This window comes from Ruegeria sp. CDSA020 (assembly GCF_059612345.1).
This window is the reverse complement of the sequence record NZ_JBXWQK010000002.1, coordinates 301390-317542: the sequence shown is the minus strand read 5'-3', so window position 1 is coordinate 317542 and position 16153 is coordinate 301390. Positions and strand designations below refer to the sequence as shown.

Here is a 16153-nt window from a genome sequence, read left to right as displayed (position 1 = left end):
CACCGGTGCAAAAAACCAATGCTCGTTGAATTTTCTTGCAGAACCAGCAGTACAGTGTTGAGATTGCTTCTGTCATTGGGAGGCTGGTCGGATGTTGATCTGGCCAACGCAAGTAGATCAACTAGCGACTTAGAGCGACCGCCACTAGCGACGAATTGACGAGTATCGCGCTGGGAATTTCGGCACGACACATAGGGGAGGAAAGAAATTGAAAAATCTGACGACGACGCTGGCGGGATCGCTGATAGCATTTGCGGCTTCGCTAACTGCGGCCCAAGCTGAGAAGCTGACGCTTTACTGCTCGGCACAGGAAGATTGGTGTCAACTCATGGCGCGCAGTTTCGAGGATGCCACCGGCATAGACGTCAATATGACCCGCAAGTCCTCGGGCGAGACGTTTGCACAAATTCGCGCGGAAAGTTCTAACCCTAAAGGCGATGTATGGTGGGGCGGTACCGGTGATCCCCATTTGCAAGCCGCCGAAGAAGGCCTGACGATGGAATACGTGTCGCCGATGCGTGACCAGCTTCACGACTGGGCGATCTCGCAGGCTGAAAGTGCAGGTAACAAAACCATCGGAATTTATTCAGGCGCACTCGGCTACGGCTACAACTCCGACCTCTTGGCCGCGAACAGCTTGCCCGAGCCCGCATGTTGGAAAGACTTGCTGAAGCCCGAATATAAAGGGCACGTGCAAATGGCGAACCCGAATTCCTCGGGCACCGCTTATACGACGCTTGCCTCGATGGTTCAGATATTTGGCGAAGACGACGGCTTTGAGTTCATGAAGGGCCTGCACTCGAACATCAACCAATACACCAAGTCGGGTTCGGCCCCAATCAAGGCCGCCGGCCGGGGTGAGAACACCATCGGCATCGTCTTTATGCATGATGCGGTCAAGCAGGCCGTATCAGGTTTTCCGGTCAAGGTCGTGGCCCCATGCGAAGGCACAGGTTATGAGATCGGCTCGATGTCGATCATTGACGGCGCTCGAAATGAAGAAGAAGCCAAAAAGTTCTATGACTGGGCGCTCAGCCCCGAGGCCCAGAACCTTGCGCTTGAGGTTAACGCCTTCCAGGTTCCGTCCAACAAAAATTCGGAGACCTCTGAAAGCGCACCTGACATGAGCCAGATCAAGCTTATTGACTATGACTTCAAAAAGTACGGCTCGTCTGACGAACGCAAGCGTCTCTTGCAGAAATGGGACGAAGAGGTCTCAGTACTGCCACAGTAAGTGACTGACACCACACCAAAAACGAACCACCCGGTTCTGATCTTCTGGATTGTTGCCGGGTGGGTCGGTTTCTGTCTGCTGCCATGGTTCATGGTGGAGGATGGCATTTGGTCATTCGTATGGCTGGTCGATGGATATCCGTTCGATGAAGATTATGCGCCCGCCGCTTTCCTGATCGGACAGGGCGAAAAGCTGTGGCTTACGCCGCTTTTGGTCCCGCTTACCTTGCCTTTGTTGATACTCGGCAAACCGAAGTCCGATCCACAATACGCACGTATCCTGATTTTGGCTGGTGCCTTGGGTTTTGGCTGGCTGATTGCGCAAGGGTTCTCAATTGGCATTCGCGGGTTCAATTTCGACTGGATGAAGGCGCTGTTCGGAGAGCCGAAGATCCGCCAGTTCGGCATGGGATACGGCGCGATGATCTGCGCCACAGCGTTCCTGTTCCTTTTAACTCAGGGTATTGCGGCCCGCGGCGCAATAAATGGCGACGTTTTCGTCGTCAGCGCTATTGGTGGCGTAATCACCATTGTTACAATTTTCGTTTTCTTTCCAATTGCGAAGATGTTGTTTGCCGCCTTCGTTACCGAAGATGGTGCCTATTCAGTTTCGGTTTTTGCCTCGAAATTCTTTGATGACCGACTTTGGGGATTGGGCTGTTTTGCCGGTGCCAAATGTGGGGCCGCGTGGAACTCTCTGTTTCTTGCAGTTCTTGTGGGCTTCATCACAACCGCGCTTGGCCTTTGTTTCGCGCTTGTCGTCACACGGTCAGGTTTTCGTTTTAAACGCGGGATGCGCGCGCTGACAGTTTTGCCGATTATCACACCGCCCTTCGTGATTGGTCTTGCACTGATCCTGCTGTTTGGGCTTTCCGGTTCGGTCACCAAATTTGTTGCCGAGATCTTTGGTGTGCAGCCTACGCGCTGGCTTTATGGCATGCCCGGGGTGCTGATCGCTCAGACTCTGGCATTTACGCCGATCGCCTTTCTGGTTTTGATCGGGGTGGTCGAAGGGGTGTCACCTTCGATGGAAGAGGCCGCCCAAACCCTTCGAGCCAATCGTTGGCAAACATTCAAAACCGTGTCCCTGCCTCTGATGCGTCCCGGCCTGGCCAATGCCTTCCTGCTTGGGTTCATCGAATCCATGGCCGACTTTGGCAACCCGCTTGTTTTGGGCGGGAATTTCGATGTGCTGTCGACCGAGATTTTCTTCGCCATCGTCGGAGCGCAGTACGATCAGGGCCGTGCTGCTGTTCTGGCCATGGTGCTCTTGTTCTTCACACTTTCCGCCTTCTATGCGCAGCGCGCGTGGCTGGGGAAAAAGAGTTATACCACCGTTTCCGGCAAGGGCGACGCGGGTGTGCACCCCTTGATGCCGCGCGGCCTTGCCATACCGGTTCTGGGCATTGCAATTGCCTGGGCGGTTTTCACTGCCGTGGTTTACGGGATGATCATCTATGGAAGTATCGTCGAACTGTGGGGCGTTGATAACTCGCTGACGTTCAAACACTACGTCACAGCCTTTTCGGTTCGCTTCGAAGAAGAAGGTATTCGCTGGACCGGAGCCGCCTGGGACAGTTTCTGGACCACAATCACCATTGCTGCCATTGCCGCACCGTTGACGGCCGCCGTGGGGTTGGTCACTGCCTATCTGCTGACACGGCAAAGTTTTGCGGGAAAGAATGCGTTTGAGTTTGGCACGATGCTCTCTTTCGCTATTCCCGGCACGGTTATTGGCGTCAGCTATATCCTGGCATTCAACGTGCCCCCGATCGAGATCACTGGCACAGGCGTTATCCTTGTCGTCAGCTTTATCTTCCGCAATATGCCGGTTGGGGTTCGCGCGGGTATTGCGTCTATGTCACAACTAGACAAGTCGCTTGACGAGTCTTCGCTGACGCTCGGTGCAAATTCCTGGCAGACTTTCAGGCGGGTAATTCTTCCTCTTTTACGGCCCGCTATCCTGGCTGCGTTGGTTTACAGTTTTGTCCGGGCAATGACGGCGATATCGGCGGTGATATTCCTTGTTTCCGCCGAGTATGACATGGCCACCAGCTACATTATCGGTCGGGTCGAAAACAACGATTACGGTCTTGCAATCGCATATTCCACAACGCTGATCTTCGTGATGTTGGCGGCAGTCGGGATGTTACAAATCCTCGTGGGCCGTGTTCAGATCGGGCGACGTACACAACTCGGGACAGAGAAAACGACATGACCGAAACGACTATAGCAAGTAAAGCCGCGCCTGTTCGTTTCGACGGTGTTTCGAAAGTGTTCGGCAGGGATGTGGTGGCCGTCGACAGCATCGATCTGCACGTCCAAGCGGGCAAACTGGTGACGCTTTTAGGCCCCTCGGGCTGCGGTAAAACGACGACGTTGCGCATGATCGCAGGACTGGAAATGGCGACCTCGGGTCGAATTCTGATCGGCGACCGAGACGTGACCAAATTACCCGCTACCGACCGTGACGTGTCGATGGTCTTCCAATCCTACGCGCTTTTTCCGCATATGAGCGTGCTAGAGAACGTCATGTATGGGTTGACCTTTTCCGGCTTTGACAAGCGCGAGTCCCGATCGCGCGCGCTGCATGGGTTAGACTTGGTTGGCCTGAAGGGCTTCGACAATCGTTTGCCAAGCGAACTTTCCGGCGGGCAGCAACAGCGTGTTGCTGTCGCTCGTGCATTGGTACTGGAGCCACAGGTTTTGCTCTTTGACGAACCTCTCTCAAACCTCGATGCAAAACTGCGTCGCCAGGTGCGCGAAGATATCCGTGCCATTCAGCAAGATCTCGGTTTGACCGTCGTCTATGTGACTCACGATCAGGAAGAAGCCCTTGCCGTTTCAGATGAGATTGTCGTCATGCGCAACGCTGCCATCGCACAGATCGGCACGCCGCGTAAACTATATGATGCGCCGGTTGACCGGTTCGTGGCCGATTTCATTGGTGAGGCTAACCTGATCAGTTGCACTATTCTTTCCGTCAAAGGCGATTTAGCCACGATCGAAATCGAGGGCTATCAACACACGCTCCCCTCTCGTGGCCTAACGCCTGGTCCCGCAACGCTGGCCGTGCGCCCGTCACGGATATTGATTGGATCTGATATCGGCATCCCGGCCAAAGTTGCCAAGGCGACCTATGTTGGCGTGCGGATGGAGTACACTCTGGCCGGTGCCTTCGGGCAGGTATTTGCTGTGCAGGACGACGTGGACGAGCCACTGGAAATCGGCTCGGAAGTCAAAATGTCTTTTGCCGAACGTGGCCCCGTTCTGTTGCCGGAAGGGTGACGTGGGTAAACTTTTAGTCGTCTCTCAACCGGAGGTCGTCCTTGAGCCAGAGACACCGGTCACCGAATGGGGTTTGAGTGAAATTGGCCGCGCCCGAGCCGACACATTTTCACAAAGCAAGGCCATGTCTAGCGCGACAGATATCTGGTCCAGTACCGAGCGAAAAGCGTCCGAAACAGACGCTATCCTTGCAAAGCCTTTGGGGCTGGTTGCGAATTCCGAGCCTGGATTGAGTGAGAACGACCGAAACACTACCGGGTTCCTTCCTCCCTCGATATTCAAGGTCCACCGCTGACACCCTTTTTCAAGGCACCTATGTCCAGCTTCTGCAGTTGGGAAACAGCCCATGCCGCGCAACTGCGTATCGTTCGAACAGTCTTGTCAATCGTCATAAACCAAGACGGAAAAGACCTGGCCATTGTAACCCAAGGCGCGGTCGGAACACTGCTTTGGTGCCATCTTGCAGGGCAGAAAATCGATCGTCGGATTGCTCAACCTGGTCTGGGCCACTTCAGGCGTGTGGATATTAATACTCTTCAACCTGAATTCGGGTCGAGCCCGATTGCCTGAACGACGTCATTCGTTCCAAGCGTCGTCGCAGATCATTTTCAAGGTCTCGAACACGGCCGGTGTACCAGCGATCACGCGACCACCGTCCCGGATCATCCCGTCGGCGTCTTGATCCTCGATCTCGCCACCTGCTTCGGCAATCATCAACTGACCGGCGAGGCAATCCCAGGCGTTCATGTGCTCTTCAATGTACCCCAATAAACGTCCCGCCGCGACATAGGCCAGCGAAAGCGCACCGCTTGCATTGCGATGATAAAGAGCGCCACGTTCGATAAGGGCCGCAATCACCGGTATGACTTTTGATGCCTCGACCCGGTTCGAATAACCTATTGAGACGGTTCCACTTGCCAGCTCCACGCTTGAGGCAACCTGCATGGCGTGTCCATTCAAAGTGGCACCTTCGCCTCGGACCGCCACGTAAGTTTCACCAACGTTTGGCTCGAAAATCACACCGACCTGCGTCTGACTGTCTGAGACGCCCGCTAAGACAATCGTCCAGGCCGGAATGCCATTGACGAAGTTCGTTGTCCCATCAATCGGATCGATCACCCAGTCAAAACCGCTGGAGCCAGCTTTTTCGGCGTGTTCTTCGCCATAAATCCCATCATCAGGAAAAGAGTTCATAATCTTTTGACGAATGAAGGTTTCGACGTTGCGATCCGCCTCGCTGACCCAGTCTTGCGCGCCTTTTTGATCAATGACCAAGGTGTCTCTGGAAGCAAAATACTCTAGTGCAAGCGCGCCTGCCTCTTCTGCTACCGCAACGGCGAAGTTTCTTCGTGCAATGATGTTATGCATAGGTCGGCTCACTTCCTGCTAAATGCAACACCATCCCTAGTGGATGGGGTGTCAGAACACAAAACAGTGTTTGCCAGACAGAAATCCACTTTCTTCGAGTCGCCCGAGTTTCTGTCGAAAGAATATGCCAATTAAAGCACTCATTCACTTCCGTGCAGTGAAGTCGCATATTGCTCGTGACCCTCGCCGGATTTTGAGAACACTGCATCGCAGCACTTGAAGTTGCGATGATGGTCCGCTTCGGGTTGCCAGCGAGAGCGGCCTAGAGATGTTATATTTCAATGGCTTCAGAGATAGCCAAGGCATCTTCAAGTTCAACGCCAAGATACCTGACCGTGCTGCCCATTTTTGTGTGCCCCAACAGAAGCTGGAAGGTGCGAAGCACAAAGTTCCATATGCTGCGACCTGCATCATAGTCCGCTTTCGTTCAGTCGATCCAATGAGCCAAATCACATAATCACAATTGTTCCCTTCATATGTGGATGAAACGCACAGAAATATTTTGTTTCCATACCTTTAGTAACCTCAACTTTGGCGCTGACACCGTTTGGGATCTCCCCAGTGTCCCATCCGAACTCATCGGCCGTGGCCGTATGTGGTGCCAGATCTTCATTGGTCCATTGAATGGTATCACCAACAGACACGTTCAGAAGCTTTGGCGTGAATGCAAATGCTTTGATCTTGACTTCGTGGACTACGGGTTCTGCCGCCCGGGCCCACGTTCGGGTTAAAGCGAGAGCGGCCGCCGATGCGACCGCTCCAACCATTACGCGACGGCGTGAATGGGCTTTTCCCATCACTGCAGTGCCTCGACCATCATTTCGGCGTGACCTTCATGGGCTTTAAAGATCTCAAGGCCCTGCTCGAACAGAGCCTTCACCTCGGCATTGTCGATATTGGGGATCATCGTGTTCTCCACCAGATCATTCACCGCCTGGTGATAGGCCAATTCATTGGCTGCATAAGCGGCATCAAACTCTGCTCCACGCAGCTTGACGAAGCCATCGATGATCTCTTCGGCATTGGCATTCAGCGTTTGGCTGAACGCATTGTCCTGCGCTGACGCGCCCAGTTTTTCGAGCAGGCCCAAGGCCGCTGCGTTCACGGCAGTATGGTCGCGGATCATCGTGTTTGCGAATTCATGGATGTCGGGGTTCGAAGACAAAGCCAGCGCCAGATAGGCATACCGAATGTCGATGTTGTCGGCCGTATAGGCAATGTGAGCGTATTCGAGATCGCTCATCTCGGCGACGTCCTGCGCAGAGGCTTGAGCGCCAGTCATGGCAAGTGCCACAGCAAATGCGGAAATCAGTTTCTTCATTTTGGAGACTCCACTGAGTGTTACGATGGCAATAGGAGTAATCCGAACCGGGAAGTGAGATATATGCGGGAACGTTCGATTTTCTGTGCAGATCGTTCAAGCTTCTGTACAAAAACGCCAAATACTGCCATGAAAATGCATGCTTGATTTGCTTAGCGATATTCTTACGAAACTGTCTGTTCAAGGCGCGCTCTATTTTCGAACTTCGTTGACCACCCCTTGGGGGATTGAAGTTCCCAAGTTCAAAAACGTCGCCCGATTTCATTTTGCTCATAGGGGCAATTGCCTGATCGAAGTTGAAGGATATGAAAAAGTGGTGGCGCTGGAGCAGGGCGATCTGTTGATTGTTCCGCATGGCGCGTCACACAAGTTGTACTGCGCAGCTGAAACAAGAAATGCAGTTTTGCCGCTGGACACGGTCATCGAACGGTCTGGATACACTGGAACTGGGGTTCTGGTTTACGGCGGCGACGGCGATGAACGTGACACGCAACTTATCTGCGGCCATTTTTCATTCGACCCTCATGCAAAACATATACTGTTGGAACGCCTTCCACCGATCATTCACCTCAGGAATTACGGGGAATCCGCTGGAAAATGGATGGAGGCTACACTGCGCATGATCGGAGATGAGGCCGGGGGTCTTCGCCTCGGTGGCGATCTCATTGCTTTGAAAATGTCAGAAGCCATTCTTGCGCAGGCCATACGTTCGTTTGTGGAAAGTGACGAATCCTCGAGGTGGGGCTTGAACGGATTCTCTGATCACCATCTGGCCCGGGCTCTTGACGCGTTTCACAAGGATCCAAGCGCATCCTGGACGATAGAAACAATGGCGCGCATTGCAGGCATGTCACGAACAAACTTTGCGGTTCAGTTTCAGAAAAAGATGGCGATGTCGCCAATGCAATACGTAACAGCTTGGCGGCTGGAGATCGCCAAACGCTGTCTTACTGACCCATCAAGTTCTGTTTCGGATGCGGCAGAACGTGCTGGATACGCATCGGATTCTGCTTTTGCACGCGTTTTCAAGAGGGAAATTGGCCTCTCACCTGCCGGCTTCCGTCGGCAAATCACGTTATCATCGGCGCAATAAACCGGACGGGATCTGTTGCGAAGTTTTAACTTGCCACAGTGATATCTTTGTACCGGCGGACTAAGCCGCCAGCTCCGCAAATTGCCGAAACGGACAGACACCGGGCGTGATTTGTCCTTTGCGGATTATGTGCACCACTTCTATTCCGTCGAGCGTTTTGCTGTGGATGTCGACGGCTGGGTAAAGATAGACCCACGCGCCTTTCCCCTTGATGTAGGTCGTACCATTCACACTATAATAGGTATTGACAATGCCTATTATAGTGCGCAGATAGTGAGGCGTATCGTTAAGGTAGATCCGATGACTCGTACCATGCCAATTCGGCCACATATGTTTGACATCACAGCGGATGAAATCGCGACTTTGGTCAACCGGTTCTATGCGCGCATCAGAGTGCATCCTGATCTGGGGCCGGTATTTGACAGGGCAATCGAAGATTGGCCGGAACACGAAGAAAAGATCGCAGCCTTTTGGCGCGGCGCCATTCTACGAGAGACAGGCTATTCGGGTAACCCGATGCAGGTTCACCTGGCGAACTCTGAAATCCTGCCAGAACATTTTCGCTTGTGGCTTGACCTGTTCGAAGACACCGCAAAAAAAGCCCTTAAACCTGCAACCGCCGAAGCGTTCTCTCATTTGGCCAGCAGGATCGGTAAGGGCTTGTCATTCGGAATTGAGAACTTTCGTCGAGAGGCTGACGCTCCGCCGGTGTTGTCATGACGGTCTCTGTCTATACCAAAGCTCAGGTCATCTCTGATCCTCCCGCACGTGTTGTCAAACGTTGGCTGCAGGCGGGCTGGGGCGACGTGAAACGCAACCCGGGATATTCCTTGCTTTACGGTGGTTCACTCGTAGTTCTGGGGTGGATTTGCGTTGCGGCCCTGATGCTCAACGATCTTGGTTGGGTTTTGTTGCCTTTGCTAGCTGGCGGCGTTTTGGTCGGACCACTTGCAACGATTGGTCTTTATTCCTTAGCAAGTGGTAAAACAGGGCTCAGAGCGGCCACGGGTCAGATTACGTTGGTGGGCGTCATACTGATGGTTTTTGCCCTAATCTGGATTCGCGCGGCCACAGTTATGTTCGCCATAGTCTACGGGCTGCGCCCATTCTCAAGCTTCGCAGATACGCTGCTTTTGCTGATTACTACGCCATCAGGATGGGCGCTGTTGATCGCAGGATCATTCGTTGGCGGGCTGTTTGCGGCATTAGGGTTTGCGGTGTCAGCGTTTTCATTGCCAATGCTGATCGACCGCAAGATCGATGGCTTCTCGGCTATGGGGCTCAGCTTCAACGCCACCACTCACAACTTCAAGCTTTGCTTGTGCTGGGGAGCCATCATCACTCTTTTGACTTTGGTTGGAATACTGTCCGGGCTACTGGGTTTGGTCGTGGTGTTCCCATTGCTCGGGTACGCGACCTGGCATGCTTATGCCGAGCTTTTTCATGGAGATGCATAAATGACCGAAGCGCTTCCAAAAGGCGTGGTGCACTATGCGACCTCGCGGTTCACGCATGAGACATTGCCAGAAAAGCTGCGCAAAGATCACAGTACCAAAGCGGGTGTTTGGGGTCAATTGGCTGTGCAACATGGGCAACTTCTACTGAGCCGGGATGACAAGTGTGATTTGGTTCTGGGCGTTGGGGATACTGCTGTGTTCGCACCACAGGAAACTCATTCGGTGAACCCGATTGGCGAAGTCGAGTTTGAAGTACGCTTCCACCGGCAGGAGGCGCCCGATGCAGCGTGAGAGTTTTCTTGAGGATGCTGCCGTCCTGTGTGCCCTTGCTTTGATCTTTGTCGGTGGCATAGCCATACTTGGCTGGGGGGTTCCTACCGCCTACGTGCTGCACGGTTGGTTGATCGCAATAGCCGCTGGTTGGGGGTTGATGTGGATGATCAACCGTTTGAGCGAGGCCCCAAAGGACATCCCTTTAGAATACAATGACAAGGTCATTCGGTTTGGTGTCATCGCCGCGCTGATTTGGGCAATCATAGGGTTCACGGTTGGCGATATCCTCGCCTGGCAGTTGGCGTTTCCAGCACTGAACGGCGATATGTTCTGGTCGAACTTCGGCCGTTTGCGCCCGGTTCATACATCTGCCGTGATTTTTGGTTTTGGCGGCAACGCGTTAATCGCGACGTCGTTTTATGTGGTCCAACGTACCTCGCGCGCCAGATTGGCCAGTGAATCGCTGCCCTGGATGGTGTTCTGGGGGTACAATCTGTTCATGGTCCTTGCGGCGACCGGCTACCCCTTGGGGATCACCCAATCCAAGGAATATGCCGAACCGGAATGGTATATGGATCTGGTTTTGCTGATCGTCTGGGTTGGTTATCTTGGTCTATACCTAAAGACGCTCTCTCGCCGGGCTGAACCGCATATCTATGTGGCTAACTGGTACTACCTGGCCTTTATCGTCGTCATCGCGATGCTGCATACGGTGAACAACCTCTCGGTTCCGGTTTCCATTGCCTATCCCAAAAGCTACTCGCTATTTTCCGGCACACAGGATGCAATGACGCAATGGTGGTATGGGCACAATGCTGTTGGCTTCCTGCTGACCGCCGGGTTCCTAGGGATGCTGTATTACTTCTTGCCCAAAGCTGTGAACCGGCCAATCTACTCTTACCGAATGTCAATTGTTGGCTTCTGGGGGATCACCTTCCTGTATCTCTGGGCTGGCTCACATCACCTTCACTACACGGCACTACCGGACTGGGTTCAGTACCTTGGTATGACCATGTCGATCATCCTGCTGGTCCCGAGCTGGGCCTCTGTGTTCAACGGCATCCTTACGATCAATGGGGCTTGGGATAAGGTCCGGACGGATCCGGCGGTCCGGTTCATGATGGTCGCGATTCTGTTCTACGGACTGTCGACATTCGAAGGTTCGTTCATGGCGATCCGTCCGGTCAATTCGCTGAGCCACTACACGGATTGGACCGTCGGCCACGTACATGCAGGCGCGTTGGGCTGGGTCGCCTTCATCACTTTTGGTGCCATGTATAAAATGGTGCCTTGGATTTGGAAACGAGATGGCGTGTATTCATTGCGGCTGGAGGCATGGCACTTCTGGCTCGCCCTGAGCGGGACGCTGATTTACGTCGGCGCAATGTGGAACAGTGGCATCACACAATCACTGATGTGGCAGACCTATGATGCGGATGGTGCGTTTCTTTATTCCTTCCTCGACAGTGTGATCGCGATGCATCTTTACTATGTCGCCCGTGCGATCGGGGGGCTGCTGTATCTAATCGGAGCGTGCATCGGTGCATACAACATCTACATGACGGTCAGTGGGCCGCGGCAAGCCGAGACCAGGCAATCCGGACCTTTGGTCCAGCCGGCGGAGTAGCAGCCCATGAGTACACAACACCAAAAGCTCGAACGCCACTCACTTGGCTTTGCCATGGCTATCCTGCTGGTTGCATCAATCGGTGGCATTGTTGAAATCGCCCCTTTGTTCACCATCGAAAACACGGTGGAAGAAGTCGACGGCATGCGGCCCTACACTCCGCTGGAACTAGCCGGGCGCGATATTTATGTGCGCGAGGGCTGCTATGCCTGCCACAGTCAAATGATCCGCACCCTACGATCGGACATCGAACGCTATGGGCACTACAGCCTGGCCGCCGAAAGCATGTATGACCACCCGTTCCAATGGGGCTCGAAACGTACAGGGCCGGACTTGGCGCGAGTTGGCGGTAAATACTCTGACGCATGGCATGTGGCGCATCTGGAAGCGCCGCGAGAGCTGGTGGAAGGCTCGATCATGCCTGGTTATGCGTTTTTGTCTGACGCGCGGCTGGAAACAGGCCACCTGCCTGCCTCTTTAAGAGCCCTTAGCCGCGCCGGGGTGCCTTACACAGATGCTCAGATCGAAAATGCGGAAAAGGATGCTGCATGGCAAGCAGATGCCGAGCAATATTATGAAGGTGAACTGCAAGAAAGTTACGGTGAAAACGTTCAGGTTCGGGATTATGACGGGCAACCGGGCAAGCTGACGGAAATGGATGCCCTTGTGGCCTATCTTCAGGTTCTTGGCACATTGGCCGATCTGGATTCGGTAGATCACGAGGAGATTGACCGATGACACATGATACCGTTCTTGTCTTCTCCAAGACCTGGGGTGCAATCTACCTGCTGGTCGTCTTTCTTGCCGCAGTTGTCTGGACCTACTGGCCCTCACGGCGAAAAGTCTACGATGACGCTGCGCAATCTCCGCTGGACCATCAGGAGGATCAGCCGTGGCGCTAAAGGAAAAGGATCCGATTTCCGGTACTGATCTGACCGGCCACGAGTGGGACGGTATCAAAGAGTTGGACACACCTGTTCCCTGGGCGGCCCGATGGGCTTTGTGGATCAGTATCATCATCGCAGCACTGTTTTGGGTGTTCTACCCATCCTTCCCAGGTGCGCGCGACTATGCAAAAGGGCTGTTGGGGTATTCATCCCGATCAGAGGTTGTTGCAGAACTTCAGCAAGCGAATGCTGATCGTGAAATGACATTTGCGCCTTTTGCGTCACAGGATCTCGAAGAACTGGCCGCAGACCCAACACTGGAGGCAAGGTATAGCGCGTCGATTTCCAAGCTTTACGCTGACAATTGTGCCGCTTGTCACCGGAATGATCTGAAAGGGCAGCCTGGTTTTCCCGATCTGGTAGACGGACATTGGCTGTGGTCAGGCGCACCGGAAGAGGTTGAGGCGACCATACGCTATGGGATCAATGCGCAGCATGACGATACACGGATTGCACAGATGCTGGCGTTTGGCGCAGACGGCATGATCGAAAAGCAGCAGGTTGAAGAGGTTACAGAATTTGTCTTGGCCCTCTCTGGAAAGCAGCATGATGCGACGGCGGCTGGCGCCGGTAGATTGATCTTCGAAGAAAACTGCGCGGCCTGTCATGGCGATGACGGGCGCGGGGGCTATGAAATCGGCGCGCCCGATCTGGGTGATGAACGCTGGATCTATGGAGGCGACCGGGATGAGATTTACCATAGCATTTATCACGGTCGGCAAGGTGTGATGCCTGCGTGGGAAGGACGTCTGAGCGACGCCCAGATTCGAATGCTCACGTTGTATCTACTGTGGAATGCAGAAGATGCACCAAGTTGAAGAAAATCCACGATTCCGAAGGGCAATGTATCTGATGATACTGGTCCTTCTGGTCGGCTACATCGGGTTCAAGGCATGGCACCTGTCCATGGCTTTCGAGGCATGGGAAGGGCAGGCGATTGTAAAGGCTGTGCCTGGCGCGGCCAAGTAACAATCAAATTATTATAGGACTACAGTTTGCGTATTAATCGCTTGATGCCAGCGCATGACTGACTTCCAACGCTCGGATCAGGTTTTTCATGCCACGGTTCCCTTCCAATACGTCCTGTAAAGTCTTGGTGTCCAAGGCAGCAAAAAACGCCTCCTGAGCTTCGTTCAGAATTGGCAACAATCCACAAGCGGGCGTCATTACACAACAGCCGCCGTCTTCCTTCATGCATTCCACCAAAGGTGTGCCGCGTTCGGATTTTCGTAGTAGGCCGCCAATCGATATAGCATTGGGAGGTAGGGCCATACGCATGCCACCGTTGCGCCCACGCATGGATTCTACATAGCCCTCGTGTGTAAGCCACTGCGAGATCTTGGCCAGGTGATTAAAGGGCAAGTTTTGCATAGCCGCGATCTCACGCGTCGACATCAACCCTTCTTCGTGGGTGGCAAGATGGATCAGGATGCGCAGGGCATAGTCGGAGAACTTGGTAATTTGCATAGTTATTCTTCCCATAAAAAATAGGCTTTGAAAATGCCTATTTTATTGACATCTTTTTCTTACCTTTATAATAGGTATTTATAATACCTAATATGGGAGATGGCTCATGCAGCCCGTTGTGTTATTGATCTCGCTGATCCTGATGGCAGTGCTGTCACTTGTCTTCTGGTTGGCCGTGCGGGCTTCTGATGGGCCGGAACCCGGACCCAAGGCCAACTCGAAACGTTCGGGCTTGATCTGGGCAATGACGATTGTCGGCGTAATTGTTGCGGTTGGCACATTGCGACCGTGGCCGCATGCCGTAGCCAGAACAGACGACGCCTTGACCGTCTCTATCACCAGCGGGCAGTGGTGGTGGGATATCGACACCGTCGAGATCCCCGCTGGAATACCCATAAATTTTAGCGCCACGACCGAAGACGTTACCCACGGATTGGGCATTTACACCTCAGATCTTCGCCTTCTGACGCAGGTCCAGGTGATCCCGGGCTACACAACCAAAGTCACGTATACGTTCGATGATCCGGGCTCCTACCAGATCCTGTGCATGGAGTTCTGCGGAGTGGCACATCAGGACATGGTCAACGAATTCGAAGTCGTCGCGGTGGAGGACTGAATGAGCACTGCATCTGAGCCTTTTGCGGGGAAATCAATCGCCGCTGAACCTCAAACCGGAGCGGTCAAGCTCACGATGATCCTTTCAGGCGTGGTTTTTGCCTTGATGATGGTCTTTGGCCTGATCATGCGCGCCGCGCAGGGTCAATGGATCGAAGTGGATCCTGCATTGTTCTATCAGCTCCTGACGGCCCATGGTGCCGGAATGGTCGGTACAGCGGCGCTGTCTGGCGCCGCGATCATGTGGTATTTTTGCGGACGTCACATAGTTCTGACGCCAAGAATTTTTTGGGCATTCCTTGCCCTGTTTTTGTTGGGCGTGGCCTTGATCTTGGGCTCGATCTTCATCGGCGGATATGGCGGCGCATGGACATTCCTGTATCCGTTACCGGCAATGTCCGGCGGAGCGTGGGAGGCAGGTGCAGCGGCTGCGTTTATGCTTGGATATATTTCGATCGGCGTAGGATTTTTGTTGTACTATCTGGAGCTCGGTCGCCAGATTCATGCCCGCTATGGTAGCCTTGTACGGGCCTTGGGCTGGAACCTGATCCTTGGGCGTGAGGACAAGAACCCTCCACCGCCAACCATCGTCGCGGCGGCGGCGGTGACTATTTTCAATTCGATCGGGATCATCCTTGGTGCTGCCGTATTGGTGGCGAGCTTTGTCCACCTGCTAGTCCCAGGATTTGAAGTAAATGCGCTGCTGGCCAAGAACCTGATCTATTTCTTTGGCCACGTTTTCATCAATGCCTCGATCTATATGGCAGTGACTGCGGTTTATGAAATCCTGCCGGAATACACCGGCAAGCCTTGGAAATCGAACCGACTGTTTGCGATAGCCTGGAATGCCGTACTGATATTCGTGATGGCTGTTTACTGGCACCATCTGCTGCAAGATGTTGTCATGCCACCCTGGATGCTGGTGATCGGGCAACTGGTTTCGTACTTCAGCGGCATTCCCCTTATCGCGGTCACGGCGTTTTCCACATTCCTCTACGTGCGCGGCTCAAAAATGACCTGGGATCTGACGTCTTCGCTGCTGGTTCTGTCCGTGGCAGGCTGGGCGGTTGGCTCAATCCCCGCGTCGATCGATGGAATGATCAGCGTGAACAAGGTGATGCACAACACTATGTGGGTCCCGGGGCATTTTCACACCTACCTGCTGCTGGGCGAGGTGGCGATGGCCTTTGGTTTCATGGCCTGGCTGGTTCGCGGTAAAACCATCGCCCAGATGAGCGGGCTGGACCGTGTCGCCTTTGTGACCTACCTCGCGGGTGCCGCAGGGTTTGTGACGGTGTTTCTTTTCTCTGGCGCGGCTTCGATCCCACGTCGCTGGGCAGTGCACTATGAAGAATGGCTGATGCACGACCGTATAGGCACTTTGTTCAGCGTGCTGATCGTGTTGGCAACATTGGCTTTTGTTTTGCGCTTTGTGTTGCGTCTTGGGCGGAGTAACGGCTGATG

General features: G+C 53.7%; 18 protein-coding genes and 2 pseudogenes. 14 read left to right on the top strand and 6 right to left on the bottom strand.

The window, feature by feature from the left end; all coding sequences use genetic code 11:
• The first annotated feature begins 208 nt into the window (after positions 1–208).
• From AC2FJW_RS04575 to AC2FJW_RS04565, 3 genes are read left to right on the top strand one after another with little or no spacing between them, the layout of a single operon-like run.
• The gene (locus tag AC2FJW_RS04575) at positions 209–1234 is read left to right on the top strand and encodes an ABC transporter substrate-binding protein (RefSeq protein ID WP_496749349.1); all 1026 of its coding nucleotides are present in this window, start codon (positions 209–211) and stop codon (positions 1232–1234) included.
• Positions 1235–3451, top strand: coding sequence for an ABC transporter permease (locus AC2FJW_RS04570; RefSeq protein WP_496692016.1), 2217 nt, complete (start codon positions 1235–1237; stop codon positions 3449–3451).
• Positions 3448–4521, top strand: a complete 1074-nt coding sequence (locus AC2FJW_RS04565) for an ABC transporter ATP-binding protein (protein WP_496749348.1) — start codon at positions 3448–3450, stop codon at positions 4519–4521. Before AC2FJW_RS04570 ends, AC2FJW_RS04565 begins: the two co-directional genes overlap by 4 nt.
• Before the next feature lie 576 nt (positions 4522–5097).
• Here the strand turns inward: AC2FJW_RS04565 and AC2FJW_RS04560 are convergent.
• From AC2FJW_RS04560 to AC2FJW_RS04545, 4 genes and pseudogenes are all read right to left on the bottom strand, one after another.
• The gene (locus tag AC2FJW_RS04560; RefSeq protein WP_496701367.1) at positions 5098–5889 is read right to left on the bottom strand and encodes an inositol monophosphatase family protein; all 792 of its coding nucleotides are present in this window, start codon (positions 5887–5889) and stop codon (positions 5098–5100) included.
• Between the two features lie 271 nt (positions 5890–6160).
• Positions 6161–6271 (bottom strand): annotated as a pseudogene (locus tag AC2FJW_RS04555) (integrase); the annotation flags it as partial.
• Between the two features lie 67 nt (positions 6272–6338).
• Positions 6339–6656 carry a cupredoxin domain-containing protein gene (locus AC2FJW_RS04550; RefSeq protein WP_496749347.1) on the bottom strand — a complete coding sequence of 106 codons (318 nt, stop codon included), beginning with the start codon at positions 6654–6656 and terminating at the stop codon, positions 6339–6341.
• A gap of 29 nt (positions 6657–6685) precedes the next feature.
• The gene (locus AC2FJW_RS04545; RefSeq protein ID WP_496696619.1) at positions 6686–7210 is read right to left on the bottom strand and encodes a DUF4142 domain-containing protein; all 525 of its coding nucleotides are present in this window, start codon (positions 7208–7210) and stop codon (positions 6686–6688) included.
• A gap of 139 nt (positions 7211–7349) precedes the next feature.
• On the opposite strand from AC2FJW_RS04545, the gene AC2FJW_RS04540 reads away from it, so the two are divergent.
• Positions 7350–8303 (top strand): AraC family transcriptional regulator, encoded by a 954-nt coding sequence (locus AC2FJW_RS04540; protein ID WP_496696621.1) that lies wholly within the window; start codon positions 7350–7352, stop codon positions 8301–8303.
• Between the two features lie 60 nt (positions 8304–8363).
• Here the strand turns inward: AC2FJW_RS04540 and AC2FJW_RS04535 are convergent.
• A pseudogene (locus tag AC2FJW_RS04535) lies at positions 8364–8459 on the bottom strand (IS6 family transposase); the annotation flags it as partial.
• A gap of 174 nt (positions 8460–8633) precedes the next feature.
• Here AC2FJW_RS04535 and AC2FJW_RS04530 point away from each other — a divergent pair.
• Genes AC2FJW_RS04530 through AC2FJW_RS04495 form a run of 8 tightly spaced genes read left to right on the top strand, consistent with a single transcriptional unit; the run spans position 8634 to position 13576 of the window.
• Complete coding sequence (locus tag AC2FJW_RS04530) at positions 8634–9023, top strand: group III truncated hemoglobin (protein WP_496749346.1); 390 nt, start codon at positions 8634–8636, stop codon at positions 9021–9023.
• Entirely contained in the window at positions 9020–9760 is a 741-nt protein-coding gene (locus AC2FJW_RS04525) for a DUF2189 domain-containing protein (protein WP_496749345.1), read from the top strand. The genes AC2FJW_RS04530 and AC2FJW_RS04525 overlap by 4 nt, the downstream gene beginning before the upstream one ends.
• Positions 9761–10051, top strand: a complete 291-nt coding sequence (locus tag AC2FJW_RS04520; RefSeq protein ID WP_496749344.1) for a TehB-like domain-containing protein — start codon at positions 9761–9763, stop codon at positions 10049–10051.
• Positions 10041–11660 (top strand): cytochrome-c oxidase, cbb3-type subunit I, encoded by a 1620-nt coding sequence (gene ccoN / locus AC2FJW_RS04515; protein ID WP_496749343.1) that lies wholly within the window; start codon positions 10041–10043, stop codon positions 11658–11660. Before AC2FJW_RS04520 ends, ccoN begins: the two co-directional genes overlap by 11 nt.
• A 6-nt stretch (positions 11661–11666) precedes the next feature.
• Entirely contained in the window at positions 11667–12398 is a 732-nt protein-coding gene (gene ccoO / locus AC2FJW_RS04510; RefSeq protein WP_496749342.1) for a cytochrome-c oxidase, cbb3-type subunit II, read from the top strand.
• Entirely contained in the window at positions 12395–12562 is a 168-nt protein-coding gene (locus AC2FJW_RS04505; RefSeq protein ID WP_281973918.1) for a cbb3-type cytochrome c oxidase subunit 3, read from the top strand. Before ccoO ends, AC2FJW_RS04505 begins: the two co-directional genes overlap by 4 nt.
• Positions 12553–13425, top strand: coding sequence for a cytochrome-c oxidase, cbb3-type subunit III (gene ccoP / locus AC2FJW_RS04500; protein ID WP_496749341.1), 873 nt, complete (start codon positions 12553–12555; stop codon positions 13423–13425). Before AC2FJW_RS04505 ends, ccoP begins: the two co-directional genes overlap by 10 nt.
• 25 nt (positions 13426–13450) lie before the next feature.
• Positions 13451–13576 carry a hypothetical protein gene (locus AC2FJW_RS04495; protein ID WP_496701351.1) on the top strand — a complete coding sequence of 42 codons (126 nt, stop codon included), beginning with the start codon at positions 13451–13453 and terminating at the stop codon, positions 13574–13576.
• Between the two features lie 33 nt (positions 13577–13609).
• Here the strand turns inward: AC2FJW_RS04495 and AC2FJW_RS04490 are convergent, their stop codons facing one another.
• On the bottom strand, positions 13610–14074 hold the full coding sequence (locus tag AC2FJW_RS04490) for an RrF2 family transcriptional regulator (RefSeq protein WP_281973916.1): 465 nt from the start codon (positions 14072–14074) through the stop codon (positions 13610–13612).
• A gap of 106 nt (positions 14075–14180) precedes the next feature.
• On the opposite strand from AC2FJW_RS04490, the gene AC2FJW_RS04485 reads away from it, so the two are divergent.
• Complete coding sequence (locus AC2FJW_RS04485) at positions 14181–14690, top strand: cupredoxin domain-containing protein (protein WP_496749340.1); 510 nt, start codon at positions 14181–14183, stop codon at positions 14688–14690.
• A complete protein-coding gene (locus tag AC2FJW_RS04480; protein ID WP_496749339.1) occupies positions 14691–16151 on the top strand; it encodes a cbb3-type cytochrome c oxidase subunit I in 1461 nt (486 codons plus the stop codon).
• Positions 16152–16153 lie beyond the last annotated feature (2 nt).